The sequence below is a fragment of the Methylophilus aquaticus genome, from assembly GCF_030769565.1.
Taxonomy (GTDB): Bacteria; Pseudomonadota; Gammaproteobacteria; order Burkholderiales; family Methylophilaceae; genus Methylophilus; species Methylophilus aquaticus.
Map to the genome: position 1 here is coordinate 258,862 of NZ_JAVCAP010000014.1, position 17,741 is coordinate 276,602.

Here is a 17,741-nt window from a genome sequence, read left to right on the forward strand (position 1 = left end):
TGTTTTGCCTTCAAAAACATTTATGAAAATTAAAAACCTGATAGTTCTGATTATTGCCTTGATTAGCGTAGGGTGCATGTCGCCTGAGAATGAAGCTAGCAGCCTAGTGGAGGATGGTAATGAAATTTTAAAAGAAGGTGATATTTCAAAAGCAGTTCAAAAGTTTAAACAAGCTCTTCAGATTGAAGATAAAAATATCGAGGCTATGTGGGGACTAACGCTCGCCTATGAGAAGCTCGGCGATTTCAAACAGATGTTTGAGTTGTGCAAGCAAGTTGCGATTATGCAACCTCACAATATAGCCGCTAACTTAAAATTGGCTAACTTATATTTGGTTGTTAACGACCGTAAGTCTGTTGATCAGCAACTGACTGTGCTTGACATGTATGGAAAAAATAATCCAGATGTGATCGCATTTAAATCGGAAGTAGCATTTAAATATGGGCACTTTGAAGAAGCCAATCAACTGGCGATGGCTGCTTTAAGTCTGGATAAGAAAAACAGCTTTGCCTTCATGACGCTGGCCAAGATTGCCGGATCTTCCGGTGACTACCCGAAGGCAATAAACTATATTGACAAAGCAATCTCTCTCAATCCTAATAATACAAGTCTATATTTGGCAAAACTATCATTGCATCAGGACAGTCATGCAATTAATGAAATTCCAGATGTGTATAAAAAGTTAATAGCAATTAATCCTCAAAATTTTGAATTTAAAAGGGATCTTGCCTTATTTTACGTTTCCAATTCGGACTATCAGCAAGCTGAAGTTTTGTTAAATGATGTGCTGAAGAAGTTTCCTGAAAATATTGGCACTCAAATTGGTCTTGTGAAGTTATATTACAAAACAAAAGGAAAGCAACGTGCCCTTGATCTACTCGACAAATTTAATAGGGCGCTACCTGACAACGTTCCATTGATGTTTGCATCCTATGAGTTTCTTGAGGAAATCGGGGAGTATGAGCGGTCTAGAGCGATCATTAAAGCCATTATCGCCAATTCTAAAGATCTGGACAGTAGATTGCGAGCCATGGCTTTTATGGCAGACGATTTTCTTGATCGTGGTTATCGAGAAGAGGCGGAAAGTTTAATCTCACAAGTCTTATATAAAGATGCTAACAATAAAAATGCTTTGTTGATCAAAGCCAAGCTTAATATGTTTGATCAGGATTTTAATGCTGCCATTTCTGTATACAGAAATATTCTGGATGATTATCCCAATGATATTTCTACTATGATTGGTCTTGGTCAGGCATATCGTGCTTCAGGCGCAATAGAGCTAGCCAATGAAATTTTTTATCAGGCATACAAGTTGGGTGGAAGTATCAATGAAGTCAAAGACGGCTATATTGAGTTTCTTGTAAAACATAATAAGTCCGGCAGAGCTGTTGAGTTGCTAGAAGATGCTTCTAGAAAGTCTCCTGGGAATATTGTGCTTTTAAATCAATTGGTACTTTTAAAGGCTTTAAATGGGGACTCTAAAGGCGCAAATGCAATCATGGATAAAATGATTAAGAGTCCAATAACCGCACCTATTGCATATCAGCTTCAAGCGGAAATTTTTGAGAAAGATAATCAGCTTGATGCAGCTTTGCAAGCATATATGATGGCATTCAAATTAGATCCAAAACAAAATTTAAATGTCTCTAGTATCGTAAGAGTTTACGCTAAAAAAAATGACTTTCAGCATGCGCTGATTTTTTTAAGAGAAATCCTAGAAAAGACACCTAATAACTATGAGTATGCGTTACTTAATGCAGTTACACTATCCAAAGTAAATAGTGAAAAAGGTGTTGAAAGTCTCGAATTGCTCGTGAAGCAAGTGCCAAACAGAGAAGAAGGGTATGTTGAATTAGCAAACGGACTCATTTTAAAAAATGACATTGAATCTGCCAAGCGCTTACTAATAGAGGCGAGTGGGCATTTTCCTGATAGTATTTTAATAAAAACAAGTCTTGCTGATTGTTTGATGAAGCTTAAAGCTTTTGATCAAGCAATAAATATATTTCAAGACTTGGTCAATAAATACCCTTCTCAAGTCATTTTTAGAAATAATCTGGCAGGGTTGCTGCTGGATTATGCAAATAGTGAAAAGGATCTGAAGCGAGCATATAACCTTACAGATACCTTTGTTAATGCTGATTTGCCTGTTTTGAAAGATACAGTCGCATGGTCGATGTTTAAGCAAGGAAGGTATGAGATAGCTGCTAAAAAAATAAACGAAGCTATAGAAGAGTTGCCAGATCAGATTATTTTTTACTATCACGCATATCAAATATATACGGAAACAGGGCAAACAAAATTAGCGAACAATGCTCTTATTAAGGCATTTAAGCTCCCTTTAAATGATGTGGCATATATACCGGCGTCCTTTGAACAATTGCTTAAACAAAAAAAGGTATGACAAATGTTTAAATTTTGTTAGTCCAAATGGGCTATTGGCTTAATATATAGATATGTCATCATGTTCGTGTACAAAGAAGAAGAATTAAAGCAAATATAAATATAAGTCAAATTGCTTACTCGCAATTATTCAAAATTGACTTATATTGTGAATTGTGTTCAAATTAGTTAAATATTTTAAATCGAGGAGAAGTGTAATGAAGATTCCAGAAAGCATTAACACTACAAACAAATATGCTTACGGTACTCTTTTGAGTCTGGGGGCATTTTTTGTATCAGGTAACGTAGATGCTGCAGTGGTCACTAGTTCGTCGTCATCCACGTTGACTGGCGCTGGGACATTAAACGTTACTAATGGCGTTGCTGTCGTTAATTCCGTAAGTAATAATGGTAAGGCAAGCTATTCTGGTTCAGTAAAGCTTGATTCACCTACTGGTTTTGTAACAACAAAGTTGAGTGCTGGAACTGTAATTGGTGCATTTATGGATCCTGTCTTCTCTTCTTCTAATACAATTTACGCACAGTCAAAATCTGGAAAAAGTGCTTCTACGGTGACCACCGGATCTACCGGTGCCGGTATTTATGGTTTTAGTTTTGTAAACGGTGGTCAAACTAATTATGGTTGGGCTAATATCAGTGTTTCAGATAACGGTTCTCGCGATTCTTACGCATCATTAGTCGCAACAATTAATTCTTTTGCCTATACAACAGCTGGCGAAATGATTCGTGCTGGTACCAATCACGTATATGTTGCTGCTGTACCTGAGGCTGATACCTTAGCAATGCTTGCAGCTGGCATTGGGTTGGTGGGGTTTAGCGCCAAACGACGTCGTGAGAAGTTTTTAAATATCAAGCAATCAAATTTGCAAGCTGCTTAAATAGTGGTTTTTTGAATGACGCAGCAGGTTGAGTATTCTGTCAGACCTGCTGCTCCTCATGAGTGGCGACACTGTCTATCATTTATCCCCGAAGTTTTAACCTCTTCTAACCTGCCTGAAGTTTTCTTTATTGCTGAAAAGTCGTCAACGAATAATATTATTGGCGTAGCATGCATAGTACCGCACCTTAGGGATGTTGAATTTCCTGGGTTTCCATGTTTTATAAGAGTCCTGAATGAATACTGTAGGTTAGGTATTGGGCGAGCGCTTGTAAAGGAAATTGCAAAACATGTTTCAGAATGGGATGTCCCCTATGTTTTAAGTTGGCAATCCTATCCAATTTTATCTCAACAACATTATTTTTTATCAAAAGCTGGCTTTGAACCATACTTGAGTTTGTATAGTTTTGAGGTTGATAGGGCGTCTGCTCATATTTTATTGCGTTTGCTAGATAAATATTTAAGTCGAAAGAATGATAATACTCAATATACTTTAGTGGCAGTCAAACCCACAGCTATGAGTGAAGAGGTCAAATTATATAGTCAACACTTCTTAGTTTCCTATGATGAATCCTATCGTAAACTTGAAGCAATGTTGAAAGCAGAAAAAACCTCCCAGCTGTCTGCAAGTATTTATCTGGCAGATCGTTGTTTAGGATTTATTGTCGGAATTCTAGATCAGGATGGGATTCCAAAAGTTGACTTTTGGGTAACACAAAAAAACATCGTTCATACCCCGGTTGCACTCATATTGCTTAGCTATTTTGTAAAGAATGCATATGATATGGGCTATTTACATGCAAGATTTGAATGTAATGATAAAGCTCGCTCAACGCTCAATGTGGCTAAAAGGTTGAATGCTCGAACAATTTTGCACTCGCAATCCTTTGCTCTTCCAACTCTATGAGTGCCCAGTCTAAAGTAATCCTGCTAGGCATTGATCAGCTCGATTGGAGGTGTCTGCAAGTTTTTTTAGATCGAGGGTTTCTGCCTAATTTTGAGCGGTTAATGAATATTAGCTCGTCTGGACCTTTTGTATCCGATCCATACCTGTCTAAAAGTTCGGTTTGGACAACAATCCTTACTGGCTATACGCCGTCATTTCATGGCGTATTAAGTGATCTTCAGTATGGGCCTGGAGGTTTGTCAGCACAAGAAGTTACCAATCGTCAAGTGCGTGTGCCAAGAGTATGGGATTATGCTTCTCAGCGAAACTTAAAATCCAATATTATGGGTTGGCCAGCATTGTCGCCAGCATCGAGTAATCATGGATTAACAGTTGTGAATGGTATTCAGCATATTGATTCTGCAGCGATTGATATTTGGCCGTTATCTCCGAATGCAGTAAGTCCAAAATCATGGAGAGGCAATGTGCTGGATAATCGAGTGTTTGCTGATGACATTCCCGCTGAATATATTCAGCAGTTGCTCAAATATCTGTCAGAAGAAGAGAAGAGTGCAATTAAGGCGCCTGCGCGATTACTTTTTTCACAGCTGTTAAGTCTGCATAGTATAGGTATGAAGCTAGGTGAAGATGAGGACAATCCTTGGCAGTTATTGGCATTGCGTTTTGATACTCTTGATTATGTTTCAAATCTACCCAGTCAATTAAATTTTAATGGAAATACACTAAGTTATCTCCTTGGGTGGTATCAATTTATTGATGCTATGCTGGCTAAGTATTTAAGTTATAAGTGTGAAGAAGATTATTTAGTTCTTGTTTCGGATTGTGGTGTTAATCCTGCACTCATTGGTTACCCAACTGGACTTGCGAGCAAAGCTATGCCGGGGGTATTGTTTTTCGTTGGTCCAGATATACCACAAGACAAGCCACTGGACACAGTCTCAATTCTTGATATTGCCCCAACTATATTAGCGATGTTGGGTATTGAGCATGGAGATATGCGCGGAAACACTCTGTTTGATCTTAAATCAAAACATTCTGTGCGATTATTCGTGGATACGCCGCCAATTGAAGAGATTGATGCTGAGCAACTAAAACCTTTATACAGACGTTCAAACTTATATACTAGTCAAAGCAGTTATGAGAGTGCGGTAGTCGGAGTTGATCTCTCAAGTTTAGAGAGGGTTAGCGACATGCTCTACTCTGAGTTGCTAAGTATTTTAGCTGAAGTGAAATTCCAACAGGGTCATCTGGGACAATGCGTTGATTTGTGTGAAAAGTCACTACAGATTCGTCCCGATATAATTAATGTACTTATTTTGTTATGCCGAGCCTATGCAATTTTAGGTGATTTTAAAACTGCTCGGCAAATTATCGATAAATACCGTCACATTGCCATACACCCCATTTGGGAAAATATCATTGAAGGCTTTTACGCATATGCGGCTGGAGATTGGAAAAGTGCAACTAGCGCATTTAATAAGCTTGCATTAATTGAGCACGTACCAATTAATGCACAATTATGGCTGGCTGAAGTGCTAATTAAACAAGAAAACTATTCGGCGGCTGTTAAACATCTGGAGTTGGCAGTAAAAAGCAGTATTGAGTTGGCCGTTGCGTTAGAGAGAATGGCTTTCGTGAAAATTGCGGTGGGTGATTTTCCTCAGGCATTAGAGGTTTTGAATTTGGCTATTAGTTACAATCCTGACAAAGCTCAGTTGTTTGTATTGAGATTTGAAGTTCAAGCTGCTTTGGGCGATTTTAATCGAGCCAAAGGAGATCTGTTCAGGGCGCTGAAGTTGCAACCTGGGGTGATTACTGAAAAGCAAGCTAACAAAATATTGATGTTGCGGCAGGGTGTTAAAAATCAAGCGCATTTTGAATTAATAAAGTTTTAAATGAGTTGTTGATTACTTCTCTAAACTATTAGTTTTATTCGGTTAATCAACACTTGATGTTTTTACATAACATTTCGTAAAACTATTTTGCTGCTGGATAAAAATCTAACACATTTTTCAATATAATGATAATATTGCATTAACTGAAAATGGCTTTATATTTAATGAATGTAATTATTCATACCCTACGTGTGATTCGACTTAATATTAGTACTTTCGGGCTATTGTTAAGAATAAAAAAAAATATATGATGGACACATGGTTTGAAGTTTAAGTTTCCTGGTTTTAGTAGTTCACTTTAATGTTTTAATTTTTTTAGGAGAAGTTATGAAAAAAGCTCTTGTTACAGCCTTGATGCTTTCTGGCTTGTTTGCAGCACAAGCGAATGCAGCATTTGTTACCGAAACCTCTGATGCAAGTTACAATCTGGGTACAACAGGTTCGATTTCTTTTATTGGATCTAGTTCCGATGAATTTTTTGATGTGAAAACTACAAACACACCAAAAACATTCCTGTCTCTATCTATGTCAGGTATTAATGATTTGATTTTTGCAGTATATGTTAACTTAGCTACTCCTGGATCTGGTTCAGTATTGTTTGATGACTCTAGAGTTGTGTACACACGTACATTAACCAGCGTTAATCCAACATCAACCCTGAACTTTGTACCTGGTAACTGGGTAATCAAGCAATTGTCACAATTACCACCTTACTCAACTGTTGTGGCTTCTGTTCCAGTTCCTGCTGCAGCATGGTTGTTTGGTTCTGCTTTGGTTGGTGCAGGTGCTTTGCGCCGCAAGCAAAAAGTTGCCTTGGCAGTGTAATTAATACTTGTTTTGAAAGAAAAGGGACGTTTAAGTCCCTTTTTTTTGTTTACGATTTCCCAATCGCTTGTTAAGATGCATTAGTCTTAACAAAAGGTGACCTTTTATGCTAAAAAAAATTAGAATTTGCCTCTTTGTTTGTTTCTCACTCATTTTCTCTTTATTAGTGGTGGCGGATGAGCATGACTCAGCTCCCACACAGGTAAGTTTGTTGTACAGAATTCAGCCTGGGGATGTGTTAAATATTTCCGTATGGGGTGAAGAAACCATGCAATATAAAGAGCTTCGCGTGTTGCCGGATGGTACTTTGAGTTATCCATTAACTGGTGTTATTGAAGTCAAAGGAAAAACCATAGGCGAAGTTTCGCAGCTGATTGCTGAAAAACTCAAGGTATTTATTCCAGAGCCTAATGTAAATGTTATGGTGCATGCAGCGGAAGGCAATTTGGCTTATGTGATAGGTAAGGTGACAAAGTCTGGACCTATTTCTCTATTGCAAGACACAACAGTACTACAAGCCCTGAGTTTGTCAGGCCCTTTCGATAAGTTTGCAGATAAGTCTGCGATTAAAATCATTCGCCTGCATGGAGGCCAACAAGAGCTAATCAAGTTTGATTACGATGAGGTGTCCAAAGGTGATAACCTTAATAGTAATATTTTTCTCAAGCCTGGTGACACTATTGTTGTTCCTTAACGGTTAATTAACTGCACCAAAATGACCATGCAAGCAATGCATACTAAAAATAACATTTATTCAATTCTTGCAATTGCTACGATGGCGAGTTCAATCAATGTTTTTGCTGAAGGAAACGTGTTAAAAACGATTAACAGTAAATCGATATACGATATATCATTAACTAACGAATCTAGATATGATAGTAACCCTTTGTTTTCAGAAAAAAAAACGGCCGTCTATCGCAACATTAGTAACGTAAAATTAGGTTCCAAAACAGTTTATGAAACATCGGAACTTTATTTGAATACTGGACTTCAACTAATCCGCTCATCTGAACCAGATATTTTCTTTAACCAAGAGTTGCCACAAGCTAGTGCTAACTGGATTAAGTCATGGGAAAAACAACGCCTAGATACACGGGCAGAATATAGAGAATCATCAGCAAGATCACAGGAGTTGACTGAAAATGGTTTGCTTTTTAGAGATAACACACTAGTTTACAAGTCTGTAAATGCTAAATACATAACTGAAATCACGCCAACAGCTACGTTGAGTGCTGATATCAGCTTCTCAAACACTGATTACAAAAAGTCGGTTGGCGGTTTAATTGGTAATGATGTTTTAAAAGCAGGATTAGGTGGTAGAAAAACCATTAACGAGTTCGTAACTGCATTGATTAACTATAATTACACTGATTTTAAGCCTGATAATTTATCCTCTACAAAGTTAGAAGCTTATACAGCAGGCGTTGATTGGTGGATAAATGAAAACAATAACTTAATCGTGTCTCTGGGGCGCAATACATCTTCTGTGCAAAATAGCCCAACCGGCTCTATCTACTCACTGCAATATAATTATTCTGGCATTCAAACAACATATAATTTTGAATATACCCAATCAACTACTCCGTCCGCACTAGGATTTTTGCTACAAAATAACAGAATAGCATTAACTATCAATCACGAAATCAGTGCATTATGGAGTGCGAATCTTTCCTTGTCTCGTTCACGTAATGAAAATACGAGTTTACTAGCGACTAGTAATGTATTTAATAATCTGAATTTAGGATTATCCAAGCAAGTTACACCAGACTTTAAAGTTAGTTTGACAGCAGGGGTACAACAAGTCGAGCGTGATACAACCATTAACTCTCAATTGGTTGGAATAAATTTAATATACAACTTTTCAAGATAGTAAAGGCCTATGGATACCGATTTAAGTTTTAGAGATTATTTAGCCATGTTCAAGAGAAGATGGTTAGTGATGCTAGCCACCCTTATTCTTGTCTCGCTGTTTGCGGTTATCGCAGCCTTTGTTATGCCTCCAGTGTTTGAGTCCAAAGGCACGATATTGATCGAATCACAACAGATTCCTACTGAACTTATGAAAATCAATGTGAATCAGTTTGCTGATGAACGCATTGAAGCAATTAAGCAAAGAGTGATGACACGTGAAAATCTGCTTAAGCTAATCGAAACTCATCATTTGTTCGCCGATGAGCGCGATAAGCTTTCTGTCACTGAAATGGTTGATGCCGTCAAAAACAAAGTTTCAATCAATACCCTGTCCGCGAATAAAGGGGGGAGCAGGGGTGCTCAGGCTACGATCGCTTTTAGCGTAAGTTATGAAAGTAGCCGTCCCGACAGTGCATTTAAAATTACGAATGATGTAATTACACTTTTCCTATCTGAAAACGCAAAAGATCGTACAACGAATGCTACCGAAACCACAGAGTTTTTTGAGAAAGAGGGCTTGCGATTAAAAACAGAGCTTGAAGAAATTGAGAAAAGAGTTGCAGAGTTCAAGCAAAGTAACGCAAATTCATTGCCAGAATATAAGGATATGAATTTATCAATGATTCAACGTCTTGATACCTCCATTCAAGATATTGATCGTGAAATAAAATCTGCTCAAGAAGAGTTGCGCTATCTTGATATTGAACTAACCGCAGCCAAAGCCGGCGTAGGCAGTACGTTAACGCCAGTGGCAGCGGCGGGGCAAAGTGATCTCGATAAAATCAAAGCTGAATACCTTAAGCTCAGCGTGGTGTACTCAGAGAGTCATCCAACCATTAAACGGCTTAAGGCCAAAATCGAAGCGTTAGAAAAGCTTGAGGTAACAGGCAGTAATTCGCAGGCTGAGGTTAAAGAGTCCAAAGATGTGATAGAAGCAAAATTACGCATTGAAAAGGTCGAGGCACAAATAAGTTCTGGTAAAAGTCGTATTGAATCATTGACTACTCAAAAGCAAAAAATGATGGCGGAAATGTCAACATTACAACAAAAGGTGCTGATGTCTCCACAAATTGAGCGTGAGTTGACGGCGCTAATGCGTGACTACGAAAATGCTAAAGCCAAGTACGACGAGGTCAAGTCAAAACAGTTGAACTCTAAAATGACCGTAACTCTAGAGCAGGAAAATAAAGGTGAGCGCTTTGTATTGATTGATCCGCCTACAATGCCAGAAAAACCAACCAAACCAGATAGGAAAAAGGTCATTGCTTTAGGCATTGTAGCTGCATTTGCAATGGCAATAGCCATGATGATTGCACTGGAGTCTATAGACAAGCGTATTCGCACAGAAGAACAGTTAACATCCATTTTGAATATAGAGCCTCTGGTAGTTATTCCATACATCAAAACCTTTGATGAAGTTGAGCGTAAGCGCAGATTTATGATTCTATTTATAGTGCTATCTGGTGCCCTAATATTACTGGGGTTAGGCGTATTACATTTGTTTTATATGCCACTTGATATATTACTTGTTAAAGTAATAAGTAAATTCTAATCTTGATAGAAGTTGCAATGACAAAACTAGAGCCCAGTTTAGGAAACAGTATGAATAGCCAACCTCCACTTAGACCTGATTTAGTCAACACCGATGATGCTGATGTGGTTTATACCCAGACAAAAACGGTTAATCTTGATCAGGCTTTGTTAGAAAACAACCGAATTCTTGCATTTAATAAAGCGAGAAAAGAAAGTGCATTGTTTGATCTACTTAGAACACAAATTTTGCAAAAAATGGAAGAAAATAATTGGAAAAGTATTGCGGTTGTCTCACCTAGCCCAGAGTGTGGCAAAACTTTCATCTCCATCAACTTGGCTATTAGTATTGCTCAACAACCGAACAAAAGTGCGTTGCTGGTTGATTTTGATCTGCGCAGGCCGAAAGTAGCAACCTATCTTGGCCTGAAAGAAACTTACTCACTGAATGACTATTTCTCTGGAAAAAAGCAATTTAACGACATTTTAATAAACCCAGGCATTCCAAAGTTGGTAGTTGCTGCAACTAACAAATCTGTACTTAAATCCTCGGAATTGCTATCAACTGATAAGGCACGTCAGTTTATTCGGGAAGCACGCGACCGTTACGAATCGCGCATTTTAGTAGTTGATTTGCCACCAATTTTGGCAGTAGATGATCCACTGGTTGTGTTGCCACAAATAGATTGTGTGCTATTGGTGATTGGTAGTGGCGTGAACAGCCGTAAAGAGATTCTGGAAGCAAAACGTAAATTGGCTAATTTTAATTTGATAGGCGTAGTTCTCAACAAAGCAGATACTGAAGATCAGGGATACTATTACTACTAAAAACACATGTTTTTAAGTGTTTACTATTGAGTTGCAATGCATAACCACCCCTATGAGTCTCAACAGCTAGCTTATCGTTAAAACTTGCTCTAGTTGCATAAAAAAATTCATCACGATGCCATGGCTAGCCTAAAAAATAAAACTCTCTCTTCCGGACTCATCATTGCAACTTCCAATATTGCATCGCAAATATTCCGTTTAATGGGTAATCTGGTCTTAACCAGATTGCTCATGCCCGAAATTTTTGGACTGATGTCTGTAGCTTATACTATTCAGTTTGGTTTGAATTTATTTTCGGATATTGGACTCAGTCAAAATCTAATTCAAAGCGGCCGTAGTCATGAAAAACGTTATATAAATACTTTATGGACGCTACAGGTGTTGCGTGGAGTGGTGATTACGCTGTTAGGTATCATCGCAGCTTGCACTGTTTGGAGTCTAAACCAGTTTGATATATTTGATATACATACCGTTTATGCCAATCCTCAGCTTCCTTTAATTATTGTTTTAATTACAATCAATCAGTTCATACTTGGTTTTCAGTCAACTAACGCTGCATTTGCTATTCGCAATCTGAACGTAATGCGAAAAACCATGCTCGACCTGTTGGGGCAGGTTTTATCACTCATCATTACGATTGCCATTACTTATTTTTGGCGAGATGTTTGGGCATTGATTATCGGCGGGATTATCAATAGCTTCTTCACAGTTTATGTGAGTCATCGATATTTGGGAGTTTCGGATAACCGCTTTGACTGGGATGTGACTGCAGTCAAAGACATTATAAAATTTGGAAAATGGGTATTTTTAAGTTCTGCGATTGGTTTTCTGTATATTTCCGGTGATCGATTTATGCTTGGAGGATTGGTGTCAGCGCGCACGCTGGGTTTGTATACGACAGCCTATTTTTTAAGCAATGCTTTGATGGAGATGCTTAATAGGGTATTTAGTTTTGCTGCTTTTCCAGCACTTAGTGAAGTTTATCGAACTAAGCCTGAAAATTTAAGAAATATCTATTATCGACTCAGGCTACCGGTAGATGTTTTATGTCTACTAACAGCTGGAGTGTTATACATCACAGGACATATTGTGATTGATGTGCTCTACGATGACCGTTATGCAGAGGCTGGCGTCATACTAGAGATACTAAGTCTTTCACTGGCAGTATCACGCTTCACGCTTGCGGAACAATGTTACTTAGCGATGGGCAAGCCTGAGTTACTGGTGCGTTTAAACTTACTACGCGCAATTGCAATTATAGTGATCATGCCAATTGTTTTAAGGATTTATGGTTTTCACGCAAGTTTGTATGTGATTGCTTTAAATGGTGTTTTTAGTCTGCCTCTAGTATTTTTTAATAAAATGAGATGGCAATTGCTTAATGTTAAAAAAGAGCTATATGTCATCCCCGTTTTTTTTATTGGGCTTTTAATTGGTAAAGGGTTGGAATTTCTTTACAATTGTATAGGTCGACTTTGATAAAACTCATATGTACAAAAGCTTAAGGCCGCCCAGCAATGTTGCAAAATATTAAAACGCTCATAATTTTGCTAGCTATTTTTTTTGTTGCTTTTTTTATTTTAAAAAGGCTAGTGAAAGATATTTTATCAGCGGAAATATTTAGTACTTTACAGCGTGCTTGGTATCAAATTACGGTAGCCGCATTTTTAAGTGTGAATTTCTGGATGTTTGCTTTTATTGCTACCGTTTGTGTGCACCACATAAAGAAGCATATCAAAAACACCCCCGCTCTTTTCATATTTTTATTGTTTGCTATACCGACAGCTGGTGTCCCCATCTATGGTTTTGCAGGAATTAATTATTTCCTTGTTTTTGATTTTTCAAAACTTTTATCATTAATGTTGTTATTTCCAGTCGCTTTTTCAATTTACACAAAAAGAAATGAAAAAAACAAACAACCTTTACTGCTTGTCGAGAAACTGTTTTATTTACTGATTGTATTAAAAGTGATCCTTACGTTTAGGATAGCAACAACGACAGTTGGTATAAGAAGTATTTTTATTATCTTTACAGATGTTTTTTTACCTTTTTATGTTTTTTCAAAATTGCAATCTTCAAGGCAAAGGCTTAAAGAGGTATTACTTGCCTTTTTAATGGCAATGACGCTTCTATCCTTTGTTGGTATTGTAGAAACCGTTAAACACTGGTCTTTTTATCATGCCTTAACTGAATCACTTGGTTTCGTAAATGCAAATGAGTTTTCTATTTCTCGTGACGGGATGCTACGTTCGGTTGCAACGTCGCAGCAACCCATTGTCCTCGGTTTTATGATTGCAGTTGCTTTTGGTCTTTTTTTTGCTGTGAAAAATATGTACTTTAATAACAACTTAATTCGAAAGTTTACACTGCTCGTACTTCTTTTTGGACTCATTGCACCTTTCTCCAGAGGTCCGTGGATGGGGGCAATTAGCATGTTAATTGTCTTGGGTTTGTTAGGTAAAACACCTGTCGTAACAATGATAAGAATTATGATTGGGACAACAGTCTTGCTAGGCTTGATGTCTGTATCCGAGTCGGGTAAGAAAATACTCAATATGCTTCCCCTTATTGGCAATACTGAGTCGGAAACATTTGACTATCGAAGTCGATTATTTGAAAGTGCGTTCAATGTGGCAAATAGAACCCCATTATTCGGTTCAGATAATTATCTGGAGCAACCAGAAATGGAAGTGATGCGACAGGGGCAAGGTATTGTTGATATTACTAATACCTATTTACAGGTTTTACTAGATAGCGGGTATGTAGGCCTTTTCTTATTTTCTGCATTAATACTTGGCACTATGGCAATGCTATATAAAGCAATAAAATTAACCAATGATAATGAGCTGAGTTCTATCGGAAAAGGCCTACTTTCGGCGCTCGTTGGTGTTGCGTTGATGATAGCAGATGTTAGCAGTATTTCATTTGTGCCATGGATGTACTGGATTTTACTCGCAATTTCGGCAAGTTATATCAAGCTGGTAAAGCTTGAGAGTAATGCCTAGTCCGCCACCAATATATTTAATATATAAATAGGGAGCTTCCTTGAATTATAAACCTGAACTTGATGGAATTAGAGCGATATCAATATTGCTTGTCATCATCTCTCATGCTGGATTTGGACATATCATTCCAGGAGGACTTGGGGTAACAATTTTTTTCTTTGTGAGTGGTTATTTAATCACTTCATTATTATTAGCCGAAGCTGATGCTAATAAGCATATCGATTTATATCGGTTTTATATGAGGCGCTTCTGGCGGTTACTGCCACCATTGATTTTTTTTATATGCATCGCTATTACAACCGTTTTGTTTGTGAATCACCATATTAAATTGGCAGAAATATTTTCTGCATTTTTTTATTACGCAAACTATTACAAGATTTTTATTCATTACGATGCTTTAAACAGTTACCCCTCTCCATTTAATATTTTATGGAGCCTTGCTATCGAAGAGCACTTTTATATCTTATATGCACCTTTATTGGCCTATACATTTAGCACTGGCAGGTTTATCAAAGTGGTTGTCATCATGACCATTTTGCCTTTATGTATAAGATTACTCTCTGTTCAGTTGTACCCTGATTTGTTAGTAGATGGGGGCTACAATTATTCAGCGACTGAAACTAGAATCGACTCAATTGCAATGGGATGTCTGTTGGCTGTACTTTTTCATACAAAAAATATATATGAAAAATTTAAGTCATTTATTTTAAATGATCGTATTGTTTATGCAGGATTGACCGTATTATTAATGACGCTGCTATATAGAAGCTTGTACTTTAGAGAAACATTTAGATATAGCATTCAAAATGTAGTCTTCTTTATGTTGGTTGCCAATTTACTATTTTCAAGCTCTCCAGTCATGAAGAGGGTAAGGGCAATCTTCTCTACACCTGTGATGACACATTTAGGTAGATTAAGCTACTCCTTATATTTATTTCATTGGTTAGCCATTATTTATGTAGATTTATTGGTTGGGGGAGATATGAAGCTAACATTAAAATGGCAATTATGCTATTGGCTGGCCACCATAGTGATGTCTTATGTATCTTACCTGTTGATTGAGGGTAGAACTAAAAGATATAGACTGATGTTTGGATCCAATGTTAAGTGATATGCCAATGAATTATAAAGACATAAGGTTTTAGTTATGGCAATCACGTTTAGTAATAAAAAAAATATGCCTTCACACTTATCCTATTATTTAGATGCAGTCCGTTTTTTTTCTGCATTTATGGTGTTTTTATATCACATCAAAACTATTAGTTTAGGCCCACCTTCTGTTTTAAAGTTGATTCCAGACAAAGGGCATTTTTTTGTGATTTTGTTTTTTGTTCTGTCAGGATATGTCATTGCCTACAGTACTTATTTTAAGAATAAGGGGGCATTTTCTTACGTTGTCGATAGATTTGCCAGGGTCTTTAGTGTCGCTTTTCCTTCTCTAGTTTTATGCTGTTTGTTTGCTTTTTTTTATAGTGTATCTTTTAAGGATGAGTTAACCAATTTACTAACAAATGTTTTATTTTTAGGTCAAGCTGGTACACTAGAACTCTATCCTTTTTGGAATCAACCCTATTGGTCGTTATGCTACGAGGTGATGTATTATATTTTGTTTGGTTGTTTTTTCTTTTTAAATGGGTGGAAAAGAATAGCCGCTATCACGGTAGCTTTTATAGCTTCAGGGCCAAAAGTAATACTGCTATTACCATGCTGGCTGTTTGGAGTATGGATTTACAATTATAGGGATGCCATTAAAGTTAACAAATATATTGCAATAACTCTAAGCTTCCTACTGCCTGCTGTAATTATTTTGATCCTAGTAAAGTTTAACTTTATCTATGTTCTGAAAGAGAGTTCAGTCAGCATACTTGGTGTTTTTCATAATAAAGCTGGTTTTTCATCACACTTTTTGGTTGATTATGCCACTGCAATAATGTTTTCAGCTCACATATATTTTCTTCGTTTCTTTGAGTTTGAATGGTATGGCTTTTTCAAGAGTTTAATCAAAATAGGTTCAAAAGTCTCGTTTACGCTATACCTATTTCATCTCCCACTTCTCAAATTCCAAGAAGTCATTTTAGGACAATCTTCTCAATCTAAATTCTCTTTTCTAATAGCTTTATTTGTAATACCAATTATTTGTTATTTGTTATCCATTTTCACTGATAACTTCCAGTCAACTCTAAAGTTATATCTGCGTAATTTTTCAGAGCGTAAAGTTAAAAATATATAAAATGTGATAACTGATATGAAGGATAAGTCGTATCATTAAATTGATTAGTATTTTGTTTTGTGCAAAACATATATTAAGCATATTAAGAGCTAAATTTTAATTCGTTAAGGTTGCAAATGAATATTATTTTGATAGCCCCTAATTTTTCAAAACAAAAGGGCGGAGAGGCAATGAAAGCCTTTCAAATTTTTACTAATTTAAAAAAGAGGTTGCCTCAAACTATTCAGATTACTCATGAGCGAAACTTGAACGAAGTAGTCAATGATTTAAAGGTCAAAGATGTTTATTTTGTTAAAGATGATTTTGTGATGCTGTTCTTGTATCACTCAATTATTTTTAGGTTATTTTGTGATGCTTGGTTCTCATATAAATCTGTAAAATTAGCTGAGCAGATTGCCTTAAAAAAAGGCTGGAATAATCAGCAACTGATTATTCATCAAACTGAGCCTAATTCACCTGTAAAACCAAGATGTCTATCCGGAAATTTTTTGAATGTATTTGGTCCAATCAATGGAAATATCTACTACCCAAGTTTTTTCTATCATAAAGAAAAGTTGGTCACCAAGTTTCGCCGTAAGACGCACTTTTTATTTCAGAAACTGAATTCAGTTTTACCGTTTGGAATTAAAAATGCTGATTTGATTTTAGTTGCTGGAGGAGACAGAACAAGTTCTTCATTATATAGCGCAGGCTGTAGAGAAAAGCAGATGTACCATACCTTGGACTGTGGTGTTGAAGAAACTGTATTAAGCCAACCACGTGTAAATCATATTGAAAATAATTACAGGTTTGTACAATACGGCAGGGTTGTTTTTCATAAGTGTACTTTTCTTGTGATTGAAAGTTTAACCAAAACAAAAAATCGTATTATTTTTGATATCGTCGGTACAGGCCCTGAATTGGAGTATTGTAAAAATTTAGTTAAAGAACTGAAATTAGAGGATAGAGTAAACTTTATTCCTTGGTATCCAAGCCACCAGGATCTTTTAAACTCACTTTCAAACTATCGCAGTTTAGTCTTTCCAAGTATTGAGGATGCGAATGGTATTGTTGTTCAAGAGGTTATGGCAATGGGAATTCCAGCAATATGTCTTGATTGGGGAGGGCCTCAATTACTGGTTGAGCACAATGTAGACGGTTTCCTTGTCACACCAGAGTCCCACGATCAAGTAGTGAGCGATATTGCAAAGTATATGGACGAACTTGCAGTTAATCCCGATTTAGCAGAAAAGTTCTCAATAAATGCTTATAACAAGGCCAAGTTATGGAGCTGGGACCTTTTAGTTGATGACTGGATTAATCAATACAAATCATTATTAAAAATGTGAGT

Annotated in this window: 14 protein-coding genes; all 14 read left to right on the top strand. The window is 36.9% G+C overall.

Features of this window, described 5'->3' with window-relative positions:
* The first annotated feature begins 22 nt into the window (after positions 1-22).
* The 14 genes from Q9291_RS07765 (at position 23) to Q9291_RS07830 (ending at position 17,739) form a co-directional block, all read left to right on the top strand.
* Entirely contained in the window at positions 23-2,404 is a 2,382-nt protein-coding gene (locus Q9291_RS07765; RefSeq protein WP_306389456.1) for a tetratricopeptide repeat protein, read from the top strand.
* Between the two features lie 196 nt (positions 2,405-2,600).
* Positions 2,601-3,281, top strand: a complete 681-nt coding sequence (locus tag Q9291_RS07770) for a PEP-CTERM sorting domain-containing protein (RefSeq protein ID WP_306389457.1) — start codon at positions 2,601-2,603, stop codon at positions 3,279-3,281.
* 15 nt (positions 3,282-3,296) lie between these two features.
* A complete protein-coding gene (locus Q9291_RS07775) occupies positions 3,297-4,187 on the top strand; it encodes a GNAT family N-acetyltransferase (RefSeq protein ID WP_306389458.1) in 891 nt (296 codons plus the stop codon).
* The gene (locus Q9291_RS07780; RefSeq protein WP_306389459.1) at positions 4,184-6,082 is read left to right on the top strand and encodes an alkaline phosphatase family protein; all 1,899 of its coding nucleotides are present in this window, start codon (positions 4,184-4,186) and stop codon (positions 6,080-6,082) included. The genes Q9291_RS07775 and Q9291_RS07780 overlap by 4 nt, the downstream gene beginning before the upstream one ends.
* Before the next feature lie 327 nt (positions 6,083-6,409).
* Positions 6,410-6,907 carry a VPLPA-CTERM sorting domain-containing protein gene (locus tag Q9291_RS07785; protein ID WP_306389460.1) on the top strand — a complete coding sequence of 166 codons (498 nt, stop codon included), beginning with the start codon at positions 6,410-6,412 and terminating at the stop codon, positions 6,905-6,907.
* A 106-nt stretch (positions 6,908-7,013) separates the two neighbouring features.
* Positions 7,014-7,601 (top strand): polysaccharide biosynthesis/export family protein, encoded by a 588-nt coding sequence (locus Q9291_RS07790; protein WP_306389461.1) that lies wholly within the window; start codon positions 7,014-7,016, stop codon positions 7,599-7,601.
* A gap of 21 nt (positions 7,602-7,622) precedes the next feature.
* Positions 7,623-8,777, top strand: a complete 1,155-nt coding sequence (locus Q9291_RS07795) for a hypothetical protein (RefSeq protein WP_306389462.1) — start codon at positions 7,623-7,625, stop codon at positions 8,775-8,777.
* Positions 8,778-8,786: 9 nt separating this feature from the next.
* Positions 8,787-10,370: a GumC family protein gene (locus Q9291_RS07800; RefSeq protein ID WP_306389463.1), complete on the top strand. Its 1,584-nt coding sequence runs from the start codon at positions 8,787-8,789 to the stop codon at positions 10,368-10,370.
* 50 nt (positions 10,371-10,420) lie between these two features.
* Positions 10,421-11,176, top strand: coding sequence for a CpsD/CapB family tyrosine-protein kinase (locus tag Q9291_RS07805; RefSeq protein ID WP_306389464.1), 756 nt, complete (start codon positions 10,421-10,423; stop codon positions 11,174-11,176).
* A 120-nt stretch (positions 11,177-11,296) separates the two neighbouring features.
* Entirely contained in the window at positions 11,297-12,655 is a 1,359-nt protein-coding gene (locus Q9291_RS07810) for an oligosaccharide flippase family protein (RefSeq protein WP_306389465.1), read from the top strand.
* 38 nt (positions 12,656-12,693) lie between these two features.
* Positions 12,694-14,181, top strand: coding sequence for an O-antigen ligase family protein (locus Q9291_RS07815; protein ID WP_306389466.1), 1,488 nt, complete (start codon positions 12,694-12,696; stop codon positions 14,179-14,181).
* Between the two features lie 40 nt (positions 14,182-14,221).
* Entirely contained in the window at positions 14,222-15,292 is a 1,071-nt protein-coding gene (locus Q9291_RS07820) for an acyltransferase family protein (protein ID WP_306389467.1), read from the top strand.
* A 36-nt stretch (positions 15,293-15,328) separates the two neighbouring features.
* On the top strand, positions 15,329-16,411 hold the full coding sequence (locus Q9291_RS07825; RefSeq protein ID WP_306389468.1) for an acyltransferase family protein: 1,083 nt from the start codon (positions 15,329-15,331) through the stop codon (positions 16,409-16,411).
* A 116-nt stretch (positions 16,412-16,527) separates the two neighbouring features.
* Complete coding sequence (locus tag Q9291_RS07830) at positions 16,528-17,739, top strand: glycosyltransferase (protein WP_306389469.1); 1,212 nt, start codon at positions 16,528-16,530, stop codon at positions 17,737-17,739.
* The last annotated feature ends 2 nt before the right edge of the window (positions 17,740-17,741 follow it).